The 16,736-nt window shown below is 55.0% G+C and carries 15 protein-coding genes and 2 tRNA genes; 8 read left to right on the plus strand and 9 right to left on the minus strand.

The features are described from left to right. Nucleotides 1-205: 205 nt before the first annotated feature. On the plus strand, nucleotides 206-1,624 hold the full coding sequence (gltX, locus tag IB144_RS06960; RefSeq protein WP_004145598.1) for a glutamate--tRNA ligase: 1,419 nt from the start codon (nucleotides 206-208) through the stop codon (nucleotides 1,622-1,624). Nucleotides 1,625-1,675: 51 nt separating this feature from the next. Here the strand turns inward: gltX and IB144_RS06965 are convergent, their stop codons facing one another. Next, nucleotides 1,676-2,068 (minus strand): YfeC-like transcriptional regulator, encoded by a 393-nt coding sequence (locus tag IB144_RS06965; protein ID WP_002913435.1) that lies wholly within the window; start codon nucleotides 2,066-2,068, stop codon nucleotides 1,676-1,678. A 3-nt stretch (nucleotides 2,069-2,071) separates the two neighbouring features. Continuing rightward, complete coding sequence (locus IB144_RS06970; RefSeq protein WP_002913434.1) at nucleotides 2,072-2,425, minus strand: YfeC-like transcriptional regulator; 354 nt, start codon at nucleotides 2,423-2,425, stop codon at nucleotides 2,072-2,074. Nucleotides 2,426-2,644: 219 nt separating this feature from the next. On the opposite strand from IB144_RS06970, the gene IB144_RS06975 reads away from it, so the two are divergent. The 3 genes from IB144_RS06975 (at nucleotide 2,645) to IB144_RS06985 (ending at nucleotide 5,218) form a co-directional block, all read left to right on the plus strand. Beyond that, nucleotides 2,645-2,720 (plus strand) — tRNA-Ala (locus IB144_RS06975). A gap of 41 nt (nucleotides 2,721-2,761) precedes the next feature. Next, nucleotides 2,762-2,837, plus strand: a tRNA-Ala gene (locus IB144_RS06980). 209 nt (nucleotides 2,838-3,046) lie between these two features. Further along, entirely contained in the window at nucleotides 3,047-5,218 is a 2,172-nt protein-coding gene (locus tag IB144_RS06985; RefSeq protein WP_020324251.1) for an EAL domain-containing protein, read from the plus strand. Nucleotides 5,219-5,266: 48 nt separating this feature from the next. Here IB144_RS06985 and nupC read toward each other — a convergent pair whose 3' ends face one another. Beyond that, on the minus strand, nucleotides 5,267-6,469 hold the full coding sequence (nupC, locus tag IB144_RS06990; protein ID WP_002913423.1) for a nucleoside permease NupC: 1,203 nt from the start codon (nucleotides 6,467-6,469) through the stop codon (nucleotides 5,267-5,269). Between the two features lie 346 nt (nucleotides 6,470-6,815). On the opposite strand from nupC, the gene IB144_RS06995 reads away from it, so the two are divergent. Beyond that, nucleotides 6,816-8,057 (plus strand): Nramp family divalent metal transporter, encoded by a 1,242-nt coding sequence (locus IB144_RS06995; RefSeq protein WP_002913421.1) that lies wholly within the window; start codon nucleotides 6,816-6,818, stop codon nucleotides 8,055-8,057. A gap of 57 nt (nucleotides 8,058-8,114) precedes the next feature. Here IB144_RS06995 and IB144_RS07000 read toward each other — a convergent pair whose 3' ends face one another. Beyond that, entirely contained in the window at nucleotides 8,115-8,474 is a 360-nt protein-coding gene (locus tag IB144_RS07000) for a DUF2502 domain-containing protein (RefSeq protein WP_002913419.1), read from the minus strand. A 130-nt stretch (nucleotides 8,475-8,604) separates the two neighbouring features. Continuing rightward, a complete protein-coding gene (mgrA, locus tag IB144_RS07005; RefSeq protein WP_004174934.1) occupies nucleotides 8,605-9,597 on the minus strand; it encodes an L-glyceraldehyde 3-phosphate reductase in 993 nt (330 codons plus the stop codon). A 180-nt stretch (nucleotides 9,598-9,777) separates the two neighbouring features. Here mgrA and IB144_RS07010 point away from each other — a divergent pair, with 180 nt between their 5' ends. Beyond that, nucleotides 9,778-11,439 (plus strand): thiamine pyrophosphate-binding protein, encoded by a 1,662-nt coding sequence (locus IB144_RS07010; protein WP_004159719.1) that lies wholly within the window; start codon nucleotides 9,778-9,780, stop codon nucleotides 11,437-11,439. Here IB144_RS07010 and IB144_RS07015 read toward each other — a convergent pair. Beyond that, nucleotides 11,436-12,671: an ion channel protein gene (locus tag IB144_RS07015; protein ID WP_004154521.1), complete on the minus strand. Its 1,236-nt coding sequence runs from the start codon at nucleotides 12,669-12,671 to the stop codon at nucleotides 11,436-11,438. The genes IB144_RS07010 and IB144_RS07015 overlap by 4 nt on opposite strands. Nucleotides 12,672-12,934: 263 nt before the next feature. Between IB144_RS07015 and glk the strand changes: the two genes are divergently transcribed. Continuing rightward, the gene (glk, locus tag IB144_RS07020) at nucleotides 12,935-13,900 is read left to right on the plus strand and encodes a glucokinase (protein WP_002913377.1); all 966 of its coding nucleotides are present in this window, start codon (nucleotides 12,935-12,937) and stop codon (nucleotides 13,898-13,900) included. Nucleotides 13,901-13,953: 53 nt separating this feature from the next. Here glk and IB144_RS07025 read toward each other — a convergent pair whose 3' ends face one another. Together IB144_RS07025 and IB144_RS07030 are read right to left on the minus strand one after the other, a co-directional pair. Continuing rightward, the gene (locus tag IB144_RS07025) at nucleotides 13,954-14,691 is read right to left on the minus strand and encodes a LytTR family DNA-binding domain-containing protein (protein WP_032419440.1); all 738 of its coding nucleotides are present in this window, start codon (nucleotides 14,689-14,691) and stop codon (nucleotides 13,954-13,956) included. 11 nt (nucleotides 14,692-14,702) lie between these two features. Next, nucleotides 14,703-16,400: a sensor histidine kinase gene (locus IB144_RS07030; RefSeq protein WP_004149230.1), complete on the minus strand. Its 1,698-nt coding sequence runs from the start codon at nucleotides 16,398-16,400 to the stop codon at nucleotides 14,703-14,705. On the opposite strand from IB144_RS07030, the gene IB144_RS07035 reads away from it, so the two are divergent. Continuing rightward, the gene (locus IB144_RS07035) at nucleotides 16,399-16,512 is read left to right on the plus strand and encodes a hypothetical protein (protein ID WP_004153200.1); all 114 of its coding nucleotides are present in this window, start codon (nucleotides 16,399-16,401) and stop codon (nucleotides 16,510-16,512) included. The two genes, IB144_RS07030 and IB144_RS07035, sit on opposite strands and share 2 nt — an antisense overlap. Here the strand turns inward: IB144_RS07035 and IB144_RS07040 are convergent. Next, nucleotides 16,509-16,694 carry a hypothetical protein gene (locus IB144_RS07040; protein WP_004145585.1) on the minus strand — a complete coding sequence of 62 codons (186 nt, stop codon included), beginning with the start codon at nucleotides 16,692-16,694 and terminating at the stop codon, nucleotides 16,509-16,511. The genes IB144_RS07035 and IB144_RS07040 overlap by 4 nt on opposite strands. Between the last annotated feature and the right edge of the window lie 42 nt (nucleotides 16,695-16,736).

Here is a 16,736-nt window from a genome sequence, read left to right on the forward strand (position 1 = left end):
TAAAGAATTCGTTCGTTCGTCGTAAAATTAAACAAAGCGATCGCGAAACCGGCGCCATAGCATGATTTATAAACAAAAATGGCAAACCGTGACGTTCCGATGGGAACAACATTGAGGAATCAGCCCACGGTGTTAGAATATTGACCCATAATTTCCACCGGACATTGCCGGCTATCGGCATCTTTATTAAACGTAAGGCCAATTCATGAAAATCAAAACTCGCTTCGCGCCAAGCCCAACCGGCTATCTGCACGTTGGCGGTGCGCGTACTGCTCTCTATTCCTGGCTTTTTGCCCGTAACCACGGCGGTGAGTTTGTGCTGCGTATTGAAGACACCGATCTCGAACGCTCCACCCCGGAAGCAATTGAAGCCATCATGGATGGCATGAACTGGCTGAATCTGCAATGGGACGAAGGCCCCTATTTCCAGACCAAACGTTTCGATCGTTATAACAACGTAATCGATGAGATGCTGGAAGCCGGTACCGCTTACAAATGCTATTGCTCGAAAGAACGTCTGGAAGCGCTGCGCGAAGAGCAGATGGCGAAGGGTGAGAAGCCGCGTTACGATGGCCGCTGCCGCCATAGCCACGAGCACCATGCTGACGATGAGCCGTGCGTCGTGCGTTTCGCCAACCCGCAGGAAGGTTCGGTTATTTTTGACGATCAGATCCGCGGACCTATCGAGTTCAGCAACCAGGAACTGGACGATCTGATCATTCGCCGTACCGATGGTTCCCCGACCTATAACTTCTGCGTGGTGGTAGATGACTGGGATATGGCGATCACTCACGTGATCCGCGGCGAAGATCATATCAACAACACGCCGCGCCAGATCAACATCCTCAAAGCGCTGAATGCGCCGGTGCCGGTTTATGCGCACGTGTCGATGATCAACGGCGATGACGGTAAAAAACTTTCCAAGCGCCACGGCGCAGTGAGCGTGATGCAGTATCGCGACGACGGCTACCTGCCGGAAGCGCTACTCAACTATCTGGTGCGCCTGGGCTGGTCTCATGGCGATCAGGAGATTTTCACTCGCGAAGAGATGATTGAGTTCTTCTCACTGGGCGCGGTGAGCAAATCCGCCAGTGCCTTTAACACCGATAAACTGCTGTGGTTAAACCATCACTATATCAATACCCTGCCGGCGGAATATGTGGCAACGCATCTGCAGTGGCATATCGAGCAGGAAAATATCGACACTCGCAACGGCCCGCAGCTGGCTGAGCTGGTGAAACTGCTGGGCGAGCGTTGCAAGACGCTGAAAGAGATGGCCCAGAGCTGCCGCTACTTCTATGAAGAGTTCGCTGAATTCGATGCCGACGCCGCGAAAAAACATCTGCGTCCAGTGGCGCGTCAGCCGCTGGAAGTGGTTCGCGATAAGCTGGCGGCGATTAGCGACTGGACGGCGGAAAACGTCCATCACGCGATTCAGGCAACTGCTGATGAGCTGGAGGTGGGGATGGGTAAAGTCGGTATGCCGCTGCGCGTGGCGGTTACCGGGGCAGGGCAATCTCCTGCGCTAGACGTTACTGTCCATGCTATCGGTAAATCCCGTAGCGTAGATCGTATCAATAAAGCGCTGGCTTTTATCGCTGAACGCGAAGGCCAGGCGTCCTGACGGCGACGCAGCTGAAACAACGGCAGGTTACCCTGCCGTTTTTTTTGCCTGTTATTCCGGACTGGCGATGCCGAGGCGGGCAAGAAAACCGCTAATCCCTTCCCGGGCCAGCAGATCGCGGAGCTGCAGCTGTTCTGCCGGAGTCATCAGCTGTAGGGTTTCCGTGATTTGCCGCCAGATCGCGTCTGCCTCATTGACCAGGTATGCACCTGGCGATTCCGCGAGATGATTGTCGGTAAGCAGATGGCGTCTGGCAGGGATGTTGGTCAGAAACTCGCGTACCGGTTGGTCGATAACCACCAGTCGCGCTCGCCCCCCTTTAACGCCGGGTATTGCTTCGGTGCGCCATTGTTTCTCGCGAACCCAGCGATTGATCGTTTGTCTGGCCAGCCCCAGGCAGTCGGCAAGCTCTGCGGGCGTCATTTTATCTTTCAGTTTCATCATGGTTTACCGATCGCGGATCCCTAACCGAAGCAGTAACCCGGTGATCCCCTCGCGCAGCAACAAAGACATAAGCTGCTTCTGCTCGCTGGGGGTGAGTTCTTTACTGAGGGTCAGCAGCAGCGATTCCAGATCGCTATCATGGGGAGAATAGATGCCGGGCGTCTCCGCCACGCGCTGGGCGCTGCGGATAAACTCCCTGACTTGCTCATTGACATGGACCAGGCGCGCTTTGCCGCCCTGGACGCCAGGTCGCGGAGAGGTTTGCCAGCCTTCTTTCCGCACCCACTTATTGATAGTTTGCCGACTGTAGCCGGTTAGATGGGCAATTTCTTCAGGTGTCATTCGTTCCTTGAGCATACTATTTCCTGAGTAAATGTATGGGAATTAGCTGCCCATGTTATAGCATCCTTTTACGTGAAAAGGTGACCTGTTTAACTTCTGACTGCGATAAGGCTCGCAATGTCAGCAAGTTGCCTGCTTTTTCAGCGATTGAATCGGGAAGGATAATTTTGCCGTTGACACCTGAGCGAGGAATTCATATTATGCCGCCCGTCAACACGACACGCTTTACGTTACGGGGCTATAGCTCAGCTGGGAGAGCGCTTGCATGGCATGCAAGAGGTCAGCGGTTCGATCCCGCTTAGCTCCACCAAATTCTGCACCCAGCGGATTTGGTTCGTAAAGAAGTCCTGTGGGGCTATAGCTCAGCTGGGAGAGCGCTTGCATGGCATGCAAGAGGTCAGCGGTTCGATCCCGCTTAGCTCCACCAAAATTCAGAACCCTCGCTTCGGCGGGGGTTTTTGTTTTTAGCGGGTTTCATGTAAAGCACTTTCTGGTTACGTCAGTTAATCTCCAGCAATTAAAATCGAAAGTAATTTCAGACTTTTTCCTGATAATTCGCCTTGCCTGCCCTAAATAAGCAACATAACATTTCCCCCATTAAACGTGATGAGGTTTCTGGAGTTTTAATTAACAATAATGCTTGATAAAATTAACATTAATATCAAAAAAACTCTATTGGCCTTTATCATTTGTTTAGTCGCTATTCCGCTGGCTCGTTTTATTTCACCGCAAACGATAATTGACGGCAACCTTATTTATATTGCCTGGCTGCCAATCAGCGTGATGTTTTCTGTTATTTTTATCTTTGGCCGCTATGCAATTGCGCCATTAATTCTCGCGTTTGCCATCACCAATAGTTTTCTCATTAAATTAACGCTGCCGCAGGCGTTTATCTTACTTTTTTGTCAACTGTTCGCCGTGTTTGTCTCCTGCGCTATTCTGCGACTGTTGGTGGGGAAGCGCTGGCGCTGCGGTCCAACGGCAAAACATATGGGGGCGCGGATCTTCTGGGGCGGCTTCTTCGCGCCGGTGCTCCTGAAAATCACCATGTATCTCGCCGGACAATATTTTGCGTTTCCATTAGCTATTACCAGTTACTTTGGTAGTATGCCGTTGATTTATACTGTAATAGATATCCAAAGTTTAATCAGTGCGGCATTAATTTTTACGACGTTTCTTTATTATCCAATGCGGATGATTATCAGTCCGCGCTACGCCCGACGTTTCTGGCAGCAGGAATGTTTACCGTGGCTGGCACCGCAATATCGCTCCTTTACCCTATATTGGTTTATCGCGTTGGCGGTGATATTAACGCTATTGTGTGCGCCGTATCAGTCTGAATTTATTGCCGGTTATTTAGTTCCGGTTATTTTTATTGTCTACTTTATCGGTATCAGTCGAATAGGCCATGCGCTATTGCGTATTTCATGGTCTGTCTCGGCCTTTTTGCTGGTGGTATATAACAAAAACTTTCTCCAGGGGGTGCAAAGCGAGTATTCACTCTCCTTTGTGCTGTCGGTTCTGATCTCCTTTACTATCTGTTTGTTTTATATGGCCGACATCTATGCCCGCAGCGACCGCAACAAACGCCGCTGGCGTAGCCAGGCGGAAGAGGATCCGCTGACCGGCTTGCCTAACCTGCGCGCGCTGGAGAGCCATTTACAGAGCTGTCCTCAGCAGGCTATCTGCAGCCTGCGTATTGATAATCTCGACTTTCTCAGTCGGCATTATGGTCTGATGATGGGGGTGGACTGTAAACGGCAGATTATTCGGGCGCTGCAACCGCTGCTGGGAGCGGCGGATAAAGTCTTCCAGGTACCGGGCAGCGAACTGATCCTCGTGCTTGATGGACCGGAGCCGTCGTCCCGCTTGAACCATATGGTCGCGGTCCTCAACCACAAAAAGTTCAGCTGGCACAATCAGCCGCTGGATTTGGAGTTTGGCGCGGCCTGGGGCCGCGATGACGGCCAGGGTGAGGGACTTTACCAGATGCTGGGCCAGCTAAGCTGGCTTTCCGAACAGGCGGGCAGTGAACGTCGGGTGCTGGCGCTGGACGAGGAGCAGGATCTGGTGGTGGATCAAACTACCGAGCAGGTGCGCCTCCTAATGCGCGTCAAGCAAGTGTTCAAAGATCGCGCGCTGATGCTCTATGCGCAACCGATTCAGAATCCGGAGGGGGAGGGTTATCATGAGATCCTCACGCGCATGCGCTGTGGCGATAGCGTCATTATGCCCGACCGATTCATTCCGCTGATTGTGCAGTTTAACCTCAGCCAACGTTTTGACATGCTGGTGCTGGAGACCTTGTTCAGTATGCTCCATAAGCATCCCGGCCAGCGATTCTCGGTCAACCTGCTGCCTGCAACTCTGATGCAAAAGAACAGCGCAGAGCAGATTATCGCGCTGTTTCAACGCTATAGCGTCTCGCCAGAACTTATAACTATTGAGGTGACCGAAGAGCAGGCCTTCTCTAATGCGGACACCAGTCGGCAAAATCTTGAAGCGTTGCGCGCGTTTGGCTGCGCCATCGCTATTGATGACTTTGGCACCGGCTATGCGAACTATGAACGTCTGAAACATCTACAGGCCGATATCATTAAGATTGACGGCTGCTTCGTCCGCGACATCCTCACGGACCCGCTGGACGCCATCATGGTGAAATCGATTGTCGAGATGGCGCGGGCGAAACAGATGAGCGTGGTGGCGGAATATGTCGAAAGCGAACCGCAAAAAGCGCGCTTGCTGGAGCTGGGCGTGAATTATCTGCAGGGTTATCTGATCGGTAAACCACAGCCGCTGGGTGAATGACGGGCAAAAAAAAGCCGGGCATTGCCCGGCTCAGATGACTGACGTCTGTTACAGAACCAGCGCCGCAATCGAGGCGGACAACACGCTAACCAGCGTGGAGCCGTACACCAGCTTCAGACCGAAGCGAGAAACTACGTTGCCCTGTTCTTCGTTCAGACCTTTGATCGCCCCGGCAATAATACCGATAGATGAGAAGTTGGCGAAGGAGACCAGGAAGATAGAGATAATGCCTTCCGCGCGCGGGGAGAGCGTCGAGGCAATTTTCTGCAGATCCATCATGGCGACGAATTCATTGGAGACCAGTTTGGTAGCCATAATACTGCCCACCTGCAGCGCTTCGCTTGCCGGCACACCCATCACCCAGGCGACCGGGTAGAAGATATAGCCGAGGATACCCTGGAAGGAAATGCTATAGCCGAACCAACCGGTCACGGTGGCGAACAGGGCATTCAGCGCCGAGATCAGCGCGATGAAGCCGATCAACATCGCCGCCACGATAATCGCGACTTTAAAACCTGCCAGAATATACTCGCCCAGCATCTCGAAGAAGCTCTGACCTTCGTGCAGATTCGACATCTGCAGATTTTCTTCGCTCTCTTCCACGCGGTAAGGGTTAATTAATGACAGAACGATAAAGGTGCTGAACATGTTGAGCACCAGCGCCGCAACGACATACTTTGGCTGCAGCATGGTCATGTAAGCGCCTACGATGGACATGGACACGGTGGACATCGCCGTCGCCGCCATGGTGTACATGCGGTTGCGCGACATTTTGCCGAGAATATCTTTATACGCGATAAAGTTTTCCGACTGGCCGAGGATCAACGAGCTCACGGCGTTGAAGGACTCCAGCTTGCCCATGCCGTTAACTTTCGACAGGACGGTACCGATCGCGCGAATGACAATCGGCAGGATACGAATATGCTGCAAAATGCCGATCAAAGCCGAAATGAAGACGATAGGGCACAAAACTTTGAGGAAGAAGAAGGCCAGGCCTTTATCGTTCATGCCGCCGAACACGAAGTTTGTCCCTTCGTTGGCAAACCCGAGGAGTTTTTCAAACATCTCGGAAAATCCTTTCACAAAACCCAGACCAATATCGGAGTTGAGGAAGAACCAGGCCAGCAGGACTTCAATGACAAGCAGTTGAACAACATAACGAATACGGATCTTTTGGCGGTCATGGCTGACCAACAGGGCCAGTATAGCCACCACAACGATCGCGAGGACAAAATGCAAGACGCGGTCCATAGTTGCTCCAAATATGAGGCAGGTTAAATTTCCGTGCACATTCTATGCAACGGCTTTAAAGAAAACGAGATCAATTGCACACTATTGCAAGGAACTGTGACCAATGGCAAAAATAGTGATCCAACATCCACTTTTGTTATGTTACGTAAAGGTTTTAAAAGTTGCATTCTTGTACTACTCTTAATAGCGGGCTGGATCTCGTTTTCTGACGCCCGTATTTCATTTCCGGCCAGCTATTGTTCCCTTCTATCACAGCAATCATTATCTCCATTCTAAATGAACTTGATAATCATTCGCATTTTGATAGCATAAAACATAGCAAAGGCTATATTTCCAGAGGCAGAAGATGACTAGCAGTCGCGTTGAGAATAGCAGTAGTCGCGCCGCGCGCAAGGTGAAGCTCGCCTTAATGGGCCCGGCTTTCGTCGCTGCCATTGGCTATATCGATCCGGGTAATTTCGCCACTAACATTCAGGCCGGCGCCAGCTTTGGCTACCAGCTGCTGTGGGTCGTGGTGTGGGCTAACCTGATGGCGATGCTGATCCAGGTGCTTTCTGCCAAACTGGGCATTGCCACCGGCAAAAACCTGGCCGAGCAGATCCGCGACCATTACCCGCGTCCTGTTGTCTGGTTTTACTGGGTACAGGCGGAAATTATCGCTATGGCCACCGATCTGGCTGAATTTATCGGCGCCGCGATTGGCTTTAAGCTGGTGCTCGGCGTGTCGCTTCTGCAGGGGGCGGTGCTGACCGGGGTGGCCACTTTTCTGATCCTGATGCTGCAGCGGCGCGGACAAAAACCACTGGAGAAGGTGATCGGTGGATTGTTGCTGTTTGTCGCCGTGGCCTATGTCGTGGAGTTGATCTTTTCCCAGCCCGCGCTGGCTCCTCTGACGAAAGGGCTGGTGATCCCCACGCTGCCCAACGGGGAGGCGGTATTCTTAGCCGCCGGGGTACTGGGGGCGACCATTATGCCGCACGTTATCTACTTACATTCCTCGCTTACCCAGCATCTGCATGGCGGAACGCGAAAAGAACGCTATAACGCGACCCGCTGGGATGTGGCGATCGCCATGACCATTGCCGGGTTCGTCAATCTGGCGATGATGGCGACCGCTGCGGCGGCATTCCACTTTAATGGCCATACCGGCGTCGCCGATCTCGATCAGGCCTACATGACGCTGGAGCCGCTGCTGAGCCACGCGGCGGCGACCATCTTTGGCCTCAGCCTGATTGCCGCCGGTTTATCGTCGACCGTGGTGGGCACTTTGGCAGGTCAGGTCGTTATGCAGGGGTTTATCCGCTTTCATATTCCGTTGTGGTTTCGCCGGGCGATCACCATGCTGCCGTCGTTTGTCGTCATTCTGCTGGGGCTGGATCCTACGCGCATCCTGGTAATGAGTCAGGTGTTGCTCAGCTTTGGCATTGCGCTTGCCCTGGTGCCGCTGCTGATATTTACCAGCAATGCGAAGCTGATGGGGGACCTGGTGAATACCCGTTGGGTGAGAGGCATCGGCTGGGCGATAGTCGCTATTGTGGTGAGCCTGAACGGCTGGTTAATAGTGGGGTCGCTGCTCGGGGTGGATTAATTGATTCCTGATGCTGAATAAAGTAAAGGGGAGCCGATGGGCTCCCCTTTTCGTTTGTTAGTGATGGCCATGTCCATGACCGTGACCGCGCCCACCCGGGCCGCGTCCCCAGCCGCCGCGGTGGTCATCGCGGTCGTTCCAGCCAGCACGATAGCCGCGCTCCCAGGCTTTATCTCTGCCTTTGTACCAGCCTTTGTGCCAGCCGTTGTCATGACGATGCCAACGGTTATCACGCCATTCATAGTGACGACGCCAGTAATCACGGTCGCGCCAGCTGCCACCGTCCCAGTAGTTACCGTAATTGTCACGATCGCCTATTTGTAATTTTACCGACGGCAGCAGGGTGATTTCACCAGCGTTAGCGACCAGTGGCCCTGCGGCCAGCAGTACTGCTGCCAGAATCAGTGACCTGAACATACTCTTCTCCTTCACGATCGGGGCCGTAAGCGGCCTGTTAACCTGATATTACGGGTCGGTAAAGACCCGCCGCATCGGACGAACTCCGAAAGCGCAGGAAAGAGCACTTTTTGCTAAAGTAACATTTGCTTTACAGCGCAAGGATGGCGTCGATGGCCGCGCACTCCTCGGTGGTGAAATGGCGATTCTGCAGCATGCCGACGGCATCATCCAGTTGCGCGGTTTTGCTGGCGCCGATCAGCACTGAGGTGACTTTCTCTTCGCGCAACACCCAGGCCAGCGCCATTTGCGACAGCTTCTGCCCACGCGCTTCCGCCTGCCTGTTAAGCTGACGAATTTTTTCTAATCGGGCTGGAGTCAGTTGCTCCGGCTGCAGAAAACGACTGCTGCTGGCGGCGCGCGAGTCGGCCGGAATGCCGTTGAGATAGCGGTCGGTAAGTTGCCCGCCGGCCAGCGGTGAAAACGCTATGCTTCCAATCCCTTCCGTCTGCAGAAAATCCAGTAGTCCTTCTTCCACGCCGCGTTCGAACATCGAGTAGCGAGGCTGGTGGATGATGCAGGGGGTGCCGAGGTCGTTAAGGATCTTCACCGCCTCCCGCGCCTGGGCCAGAGGATAGTTGGAGATCCCGACATATAGCGCTTTACCCTGACGAACCAGATGATCGAGCGCACGCATCGTTTCCATCAGCGGCGTCTGTGGATCAGGCCGGTGATGGTAAAAAATATCGACGTATTCCAGCCCCATGCGTTTAAGGCTCTGGTTAAGACTGGCTACCAGATATTTTCGCGATCCCCAGTCGCCGTAAGGGCCGTCCCACATCGTGTAACCTGCTTTAGTGGAGATGATTAACTCATCGCGATAAGGCAGGAGCGACTCTTTCAGAATGCGGCCAAAGTTGCTTTCCGCCGAGCCCGGCGGCGGCCCATAGTTGTTGGCCAAATCGAAATGGGTTATACCGAGGTCAAAAGCGTGCAGGAGCATCTGCCGGCTGGTTTCCACTCGCGTTTCATCGCCAAAGTTATGCCACAGGCCAAGGGAAATGGCCGGTAGTTGCAGACCGCTGCGGCCGCAGCGACGGTACTCCATCGTTTGATATCGCGTGGTGCTTGCCTGGTAAACCATTCTTCCTCCGCCGACAAAACAGGGTGTGTATACGTTTACACTAAACAATGTTCTGCGTGGAGTACACTGCTTTTTCTGCGTAATTATTGCTTTACACTGCCATTATCACCTCCCATCTGGACAGGCGGATCGCTTATTCAATACTCAAATTACACCTGCACCAAAATGAGGATAATGGATATGCAACCGACCTACACTATTGGGGATTATCTGCTGGATCGCCTTGTCGACTGCGGTATTGACCGCTTGTTCGGCGTGCCGGGAGATTACAACTTACAGTTTCTCGATCGCGTCATCGCGCACAGCGCCTTGGGGTGGGTCGGCTGCGCCAACGAGCTGAATGCGGCATATGCCGCTGACGGCTATGCGCGCATCAAAGGGGCCGGTGCGCTGCTGACCACTTACGGCGTCGGCGAATTGAGCGCGCTGAACGGCATTGCGGGTAGCTATGCGGAACATATTCCGGTATTGCATATTGTCGGTGCGCCCTCTACCGGCGCCCAGCAGCGCGGCGAACTGCTGCACCATACCCTCGGCGATGGCGATTTTCGCCATTTCGCCCGCATGAGCGAGCAGATCACCTGTAGCCAGGCGCTGCTGACCGCCGGCAACGCCTGCCATGAAATCGACCGTGTGCTGCGCGATATGTTGACGCATCATCGCCCCGGCTATTTGATGCTGCCAGCCGATGTCGCCAGAGCGGCAGCGATTGCCCCAGCCCAGCGCTTGCTGGTGGAGCCCGCTCCGGCGGATGAAAACCAGCTTGCCGGGTTCTGCGAACATGCCAGCCGCCTGCTGCGGGGCAGCCGACGCATTTCCCTGCTGGCGGACTTCCTGGCGCAACGTTATGGCCTGCAGAAGACGCTCCGGGAGTGGGTGGCGAAAACGCCTGTCGCCCATGCGACGATGCTCATGGGCAAGGGATTGTTTGATGAGCAGCAGAGCGGGTTTGTCGGCACCTACAGCGGGATTGCCAGCGCGCCGCAGACCCGGGAGGCGATTGAAAACGCCGACACCATCATCTGCATTGGCACGCGCTTCACCGACACCATCACCGCAGGATTTACCCAACATCTGGCGCGGGAAAAGACTATTGAGATCCAGCCCTTCGCCGTCAGGGTGGGCGATCACTGGTTCAGCGGGGTGCCGATGGATAAGGCTTTGGCCGCGCTGATGACGCTTTCCGCCCCGCTGGCGGCGGAGTGGGCTACGCCTCAGGTCGTGGCGCCGGAGGCTGAGGAGGGCGCTGAAGGCGAGTTGACCCAGAAAAATTTCTGGGCGACGGTGCAGGGCGCCCTGCGTCCGGGGGATATTATTCTCGCCGATCAGGGGACGGCCGCCTTTGGCATTGCGGCGCTGAAGCTGCCCTCTGAAGCATCGCTGATCGTCCAGCCGCTGTGGGGCTCGATTGGTTTTACTCTCCCGGCCGCCTATGGCGCACAAACCGCGGCGGCGGAGCGGCGGGTGGTGCTAATTGTCGGCGATGGCGCGGCCCAACTGACCATTCAGGAGATGGGCTCCATGCTGCGTGATAAGCAAAAGCCGCTTATTCTGCTGCTGAATAACGAAGGGTATACCGTGGAACGGGCGATTCATGGTCCAGAGCAGCGCTACAATGACATCGCTCTGTGGGACTGGCAGCGGCTGCCGGAAGCCTTCGCCCCTGACGTTGCTTCGCGCTGCCGGCGGGTCACTCAGACGTCTGAACTGCGGGAGGCGATGACGGAGAGCATCACCTCCGATACCCTCACTCTGGTAGAAGTGATGCTGCCGAAAATGGATATCCCCGATTTCCTGCGCGCGGTGACGCAGGCCCTTGAGGAGCGAAACAGCCGCGTTTAATCGGTATGCCGTTTGGCAATCATCAACGGTCTCCCGGCCAGCAGCAGCCAGGCCGGGAGCATCACCATACACAACAGCGGCAGCAAAGTCGTATCCGGGACCACCACGGCGGCCATAAACAGGCTCAACCAGCCGTCGCGAGTGACGACCAGCACCATGCCGAGGATCGCGCAGGAAACGGTGATTGCCGCCGGCACCGCGTCAACATGAGCATGCAGCATCAGCCCCAGCGCTACCCCGACGAACACCGCCGGGAAAATTCGCCCGCCGCGAAAGCCGCTGGCTGAGGCAAGAACCAGGGCCGCCAGTTTGACCAGCGCGATAAGCAGAAAATCCGCGGCGGTTAGCGTCTGGCTGAAGGCCAGCTGCTGCATCTCATCCAGCCCTTTAAATAGCGTTAAGGGCCCGCCTATCGTCCCCACGATCCCCAGCAGCAGCCCGCCGATGCCGAGGGTCAGGATTGGATTTTTCAACCGATGCATCAGGGCATGCAGTCGCGGCAGACACCAGACGGCCACCATGCCGACGGCGATAGCGATCAGGGCGACGATAATACCGCTGAGAATATCAACGAAGCGCATCTGACCATAGTGCGGGATCGGCAGCGAAAAATGGGGATGGAAAAACAGACCCGTCGTCAACGCGCCGGCGGCGGCGGCGAGGAGGGGAGCAAAGAGGCGATCCCACAGTGGCGTATCGTTGCTGCTATTGAGGGTTTGCGAAAAAATCAGCGCGGCGGCAACCGGGGTACCGAAGAGGGCACCGATGGTGCCTGAGGCCGCGAGGATGGTCCAGTCCAGCGAGCTGACGCGCGGAAACAGACGGGAGCCGACGGCGACAGCCAGCGCGATATTCACCACCATAATCGGATGCTCCGGGCCGAGGCTGACGCCGCCGGCGAGGCCGAGGATCAGCGCGGCCAGGAGTCCGGGCAGCGCGCCGGTGGCAATGGGAGCGCCGATTAACGACTCGGTCGCTGGATCCGGCCCGGCGTGCCCGGGGCTGTAACGAATGACCAGACCCACCGCGATGCCTGTCGCCGTCAGCATGGCGATGATCCACAGCGGGCTGTCGGCGCTCACCCCCAACTGCGCGGGCAGATTGCTCCACAGCACGCGCTGCAGCAGCGCGGCAACCTTCATCGCCACGATCAGGATCAGGCTGCAGGCGATGCCTATCAGGATGGCCGGCACCGACAGGATCAGCATTGTTCTGGCGCGAGGATGGAGCATGGAAATGTCCTTGTAAAAGTGCTGGAGCACTACTTTGCCTTCGTCAGCGGAGACCGTCGATGCAAATGGTGCTGAAACGATAAAGTTAAGGTGACATCTGATATCCGGCGCGTCCTTTACAGGCTACCTTGCATAGATTACAAACTAAATGTGACCTGTGTCGCTAAACAAGGGGCGTCTGCGCGTTGGACGTTGTTGTTAAGCCGCCATGAATTTACAGTGTGCCAAAAGATTTATTTTGACTTTAGCGGAGCCGTAACGGAATGACAAAATTTGCTTTAGTAGGAGATGTCGGGGGGACCAACGCCCGCCTGGCGCTATGTGATCTGGCGAGTGGAGAGATCTCTCGCGCAAAGACCTATTCCGGGCTCGATTACCCCAGTCTGGAGGCAGTGGTGCGCGTCTACCTCGAGGAGCACCAGGTAACGGTCAACGAAGGTTGTATCGCCATCGCATGCCCGATTACCGGCGACTGGGTGGCGATGACCAACCATACCTGGGCTTTCTCTATCGCCGAAATGAAGCGTAACCTCGGCTTTGCCCATCTGGAGATAATTAACGATTTTACCGCTGTTTCAATGGCCATTCCGATGCTGAAAGCTGAGCACCTTATTCAGTTTGGCGGCAGTGCGCCGGTAGCGGGCAAACCGATCGCCGTTTATGGCGCCGGGACCGGGCTCGGCGTGGCGCATCTGGTCCACGTTGATAAGCGTTGGGTCAGCCTGCCGGGCGAAGGCGGTCATGTTGATTTTGCCCCGAACAGCGAAGAAGAAGGGATCATTCTGGAAGAGCTACGCGCCGAGCTGGGGCATGTTTCCGCAGAACGCGTGCTCTCAGGTCCCGGGCTGGTCAACCTGTATCGCGCGATTGTCAAATCGGACGGCCGACTTCCGGAGAACCTGCAGCCGCGTGAGGTGACCGAGCGAGCGCTGGCGGACAGCTGCACCGACTGTCGTCGGGCGCTGTCGCTGTTCTGCGTCATTATGGGACGCTTCGGCGGTAACCTGGCGCTGACCCTAGGGACGTTTGGCGGGGTGTATATCGCCGGCGGCATCGTGCCGCGCTTCCTGGAGTTCTTTAAAGCCTCTGGTTTCCGCGGCGGTTTTGAAGACAAAGGCCGTTTTAAAGCTTATGTTCAGGATATCCCGGTTTACCTGATTGTGCATGATAACCCAGGCCTGCTGGGCTCCGGCGCGCATCTGCGTCAGACGCTGGGCCAGGTGCTTTAAGCATTCTTCTCCCGGGCTACCGTCGTAGCCCGGATGGCGGCGCTTTCCGCTCTCTACAGATTCATCAGCTGGCGAAACTCTTTCACTTTACTGCGACTGACCGGAACCTGAAACTCCAGGTCACGCAGGCGCAGCACATAGGTGTTGTTGAACCACGGCTCAATTTCCCGAATTTTGCTGAGATTTACGCAATACGAGCGGTGGCAGCGGAAGAAATGCGCGGTGGGCAGTTTGCTGCAGAATTCAGTAATGTTCATCGGCATGACGAATGACTCCCGGCGGGTATAGACGAATGTCATCTTTTCATGCGCCTCGGCATAATAAATATCATGAATACTGGTGACGATGATCCGCTCATCTTTGATCAGATTGATGGTGTCGTTTTCCCGTGGCGCCGCGCTGGCTAATCCTGAAGCAGCGTTATTTTGCTGCTGCCAGGCGGTGGTCAGCTTTTGCAGCATATTGATGATGCGCGACTCCTGGTAAGGTTTCAGGATGTAGTCAAATGCTTCCAGCTCAAAGGCTTCCACCGCATGTTCTTTCCACGCGGTGATAAAGACGATAAAAGGTTTATGGGCAAACTGGCTGATGTTTTGCGCCAGCAGAACCCCGTCGAGCGACGGAATATTGATATCGAGAAAGATGGCTTCGACCTTGTTGTGCTGGAGAAATTTCAGCACGTCCAGGCCGTCGTCAAAGCTGCCGACGATCTCCATCTGGCTATGGGTGTTAATAAGCCAGGAGAGCTCCTGCTGGGCCAGAAACTCATCCTCCACAATGATAACTTTCATCTTTTCTCCGCTCATGACAACAGCGACTCCGTCAGCGCCTGCGGCGTAGAGTTATTGGGGACATAAAAGGCGATTTCGGTTCCCGGCGTCAGATTGCGGATATGCAAACCCTCGCCGTAGAGAAGTTTCACCCGATGATGCACATTGAGCAGGCCGATTTTGTTACCCGGCATCTCATCGGCTTCCACGCGGGCGACCACGGCGGGATCGATACCGTTGCCCGTATCGCGAACGCTGATGCGTACCCGATTTCCGCACTCGTTAATGCCGATCGTCACCACGCCTTTGCCTTTACAGGGTTGAATACCGTGAACAATGGCATTTTCCACCAGCGGCTGGATAAGCAGGCTCGGGATCACGCAGCTGACGTCGTCGTCAATATCGTAGATGACCGTCAGCTTGTCGCCGAATCGCGCCTGTTCAATAGCGATATAATCTTTGATCTGATACAGCTCTCGTTTGATATCAATCTGCTCATCGTCTTTTAATTCGATGTTATAGCGCAGGTAGCGCGACAGATTAAAAATGAGCTGGCGCGCGGTGTCCGGATTAAGGCGAATCGAGGAGGAGATCGCGTTCAGCGCATTAAATAAAAAATGCGGGTTAATTTTGCTTTGCAGGGCGCGCAGCTCCGCTTTGTTGGCCATCTCCCGCAGCTGTTCGGCGCGGGAGACTTCCAACTGGGTGGAGATTATTTGCGACAGGCCAATCGCCATCTCCTGCAGCGTCGAAGTGATGCGATGGGCGTGGCAGTAATAGATTTTTAGCGTGCCGGTCACCACCCCTTTTTCCCACAGCGGGATCACCATCAAGGAGTGGATCTCCGGGGTACGGTGGGCTTCGTCATTGTTTTTTATGATGATTTTCCCATAACGAATCGCCTGCCGGGTGGTGGGGCTAATCATATCGTCGTGGCGTTGATAGTTGGCTTCACCGACGCCCACGTAGGCCAGTACGTGCTCGGTATTGGTGATCGCCACCGCGTCGGCGGTAATGTCGCGGCGGATAATCTCGCAAACCTGGCGCAGAGAATCGCTGTTAACGTGTCGAAACAGCGGCAGGGTTTTGTTGGCGATATCGAGCGCCAGTTTCGCCTGCCGCGCCGCGCTGGCCTCCTTTTCCCCTTCAACGCTCTGCACCAGCAGCACAATAAAGCCGATGCAGACGCTGCCGAGGATCATCGGGATACCAATTTTCGAAACAATATCTACGCCGAGACTCAGGGAAGGCGCCCAGACCACCACCAGAATCATGGTCAGAGTTTCACACATCATCCCCGCCAGAATGCCGATTTTCCACCGTTGTTCGCGGGCCACTTTACGATTAATCAACCCCGACAGCAGGCCGGCGACAATGCTGGTGATAAAGCAGGGCACCGCGGTCACGCCGTCGATATCAATCAAATAGCGGTGCACGCCGGCAATCGCCCCGACAATCGCGCCCACCCAGGGACCAAACAGGATCCCACCGGACATCACGGCGATAATGCGGACGTTCACCAGGGACCCCTCAACCGGGACGCCGGACCAGGTACTAAATAGCGCGAACAGCGAGAAAATGGCTGTCACCGCCAGCAGCTCTTTCGGAGTATGGGCCGACTTATGCAACAGTTCGCGGAACAGGCGCAGGCGAATAAGGAAAAAGAGGCAAATAAGCATCAGGGCCGCACGATCATAGACCGCCAGCATCATAGTAAAGATTTCGTGCATGGGTGCGCCGCGTCAGTGGCCAGAAAGGGACATGATAAAAAACCTGACGGCAGAAGACCAGCCGTGGAACCATAAAGCGGAAAAGTCGCACTTTTTAAAGGGGATTAATTAAAAAGCATCGCGATAGCGGCGGTCTTCGCCATTAACGATAATATTCTGTGTTAAGAAAGATATCAGTGTGTTACCACCTTTATACAACCCGGGATTATTCCGCCAATGAACTGCCGCATTTAGCGCAGTCGATACCCGTTTTATATGCCAGGGAATATTTTTTAACGGGCCTCTCGACAACATGAATTTTTTCAGGTTATTTTCTAAACGAGCCGCAACAGCGGC

This window comes from Klebsiella sp. K4, from assembly GCF_014596785.2.
GTDB classification, from domain to species: Bacteria; Pseudomonadota; Gammaproteobacteria; order Enterobacterales; family Enterobacteriaceae; genus Klebsiella; species Klebsiella pneumoniae.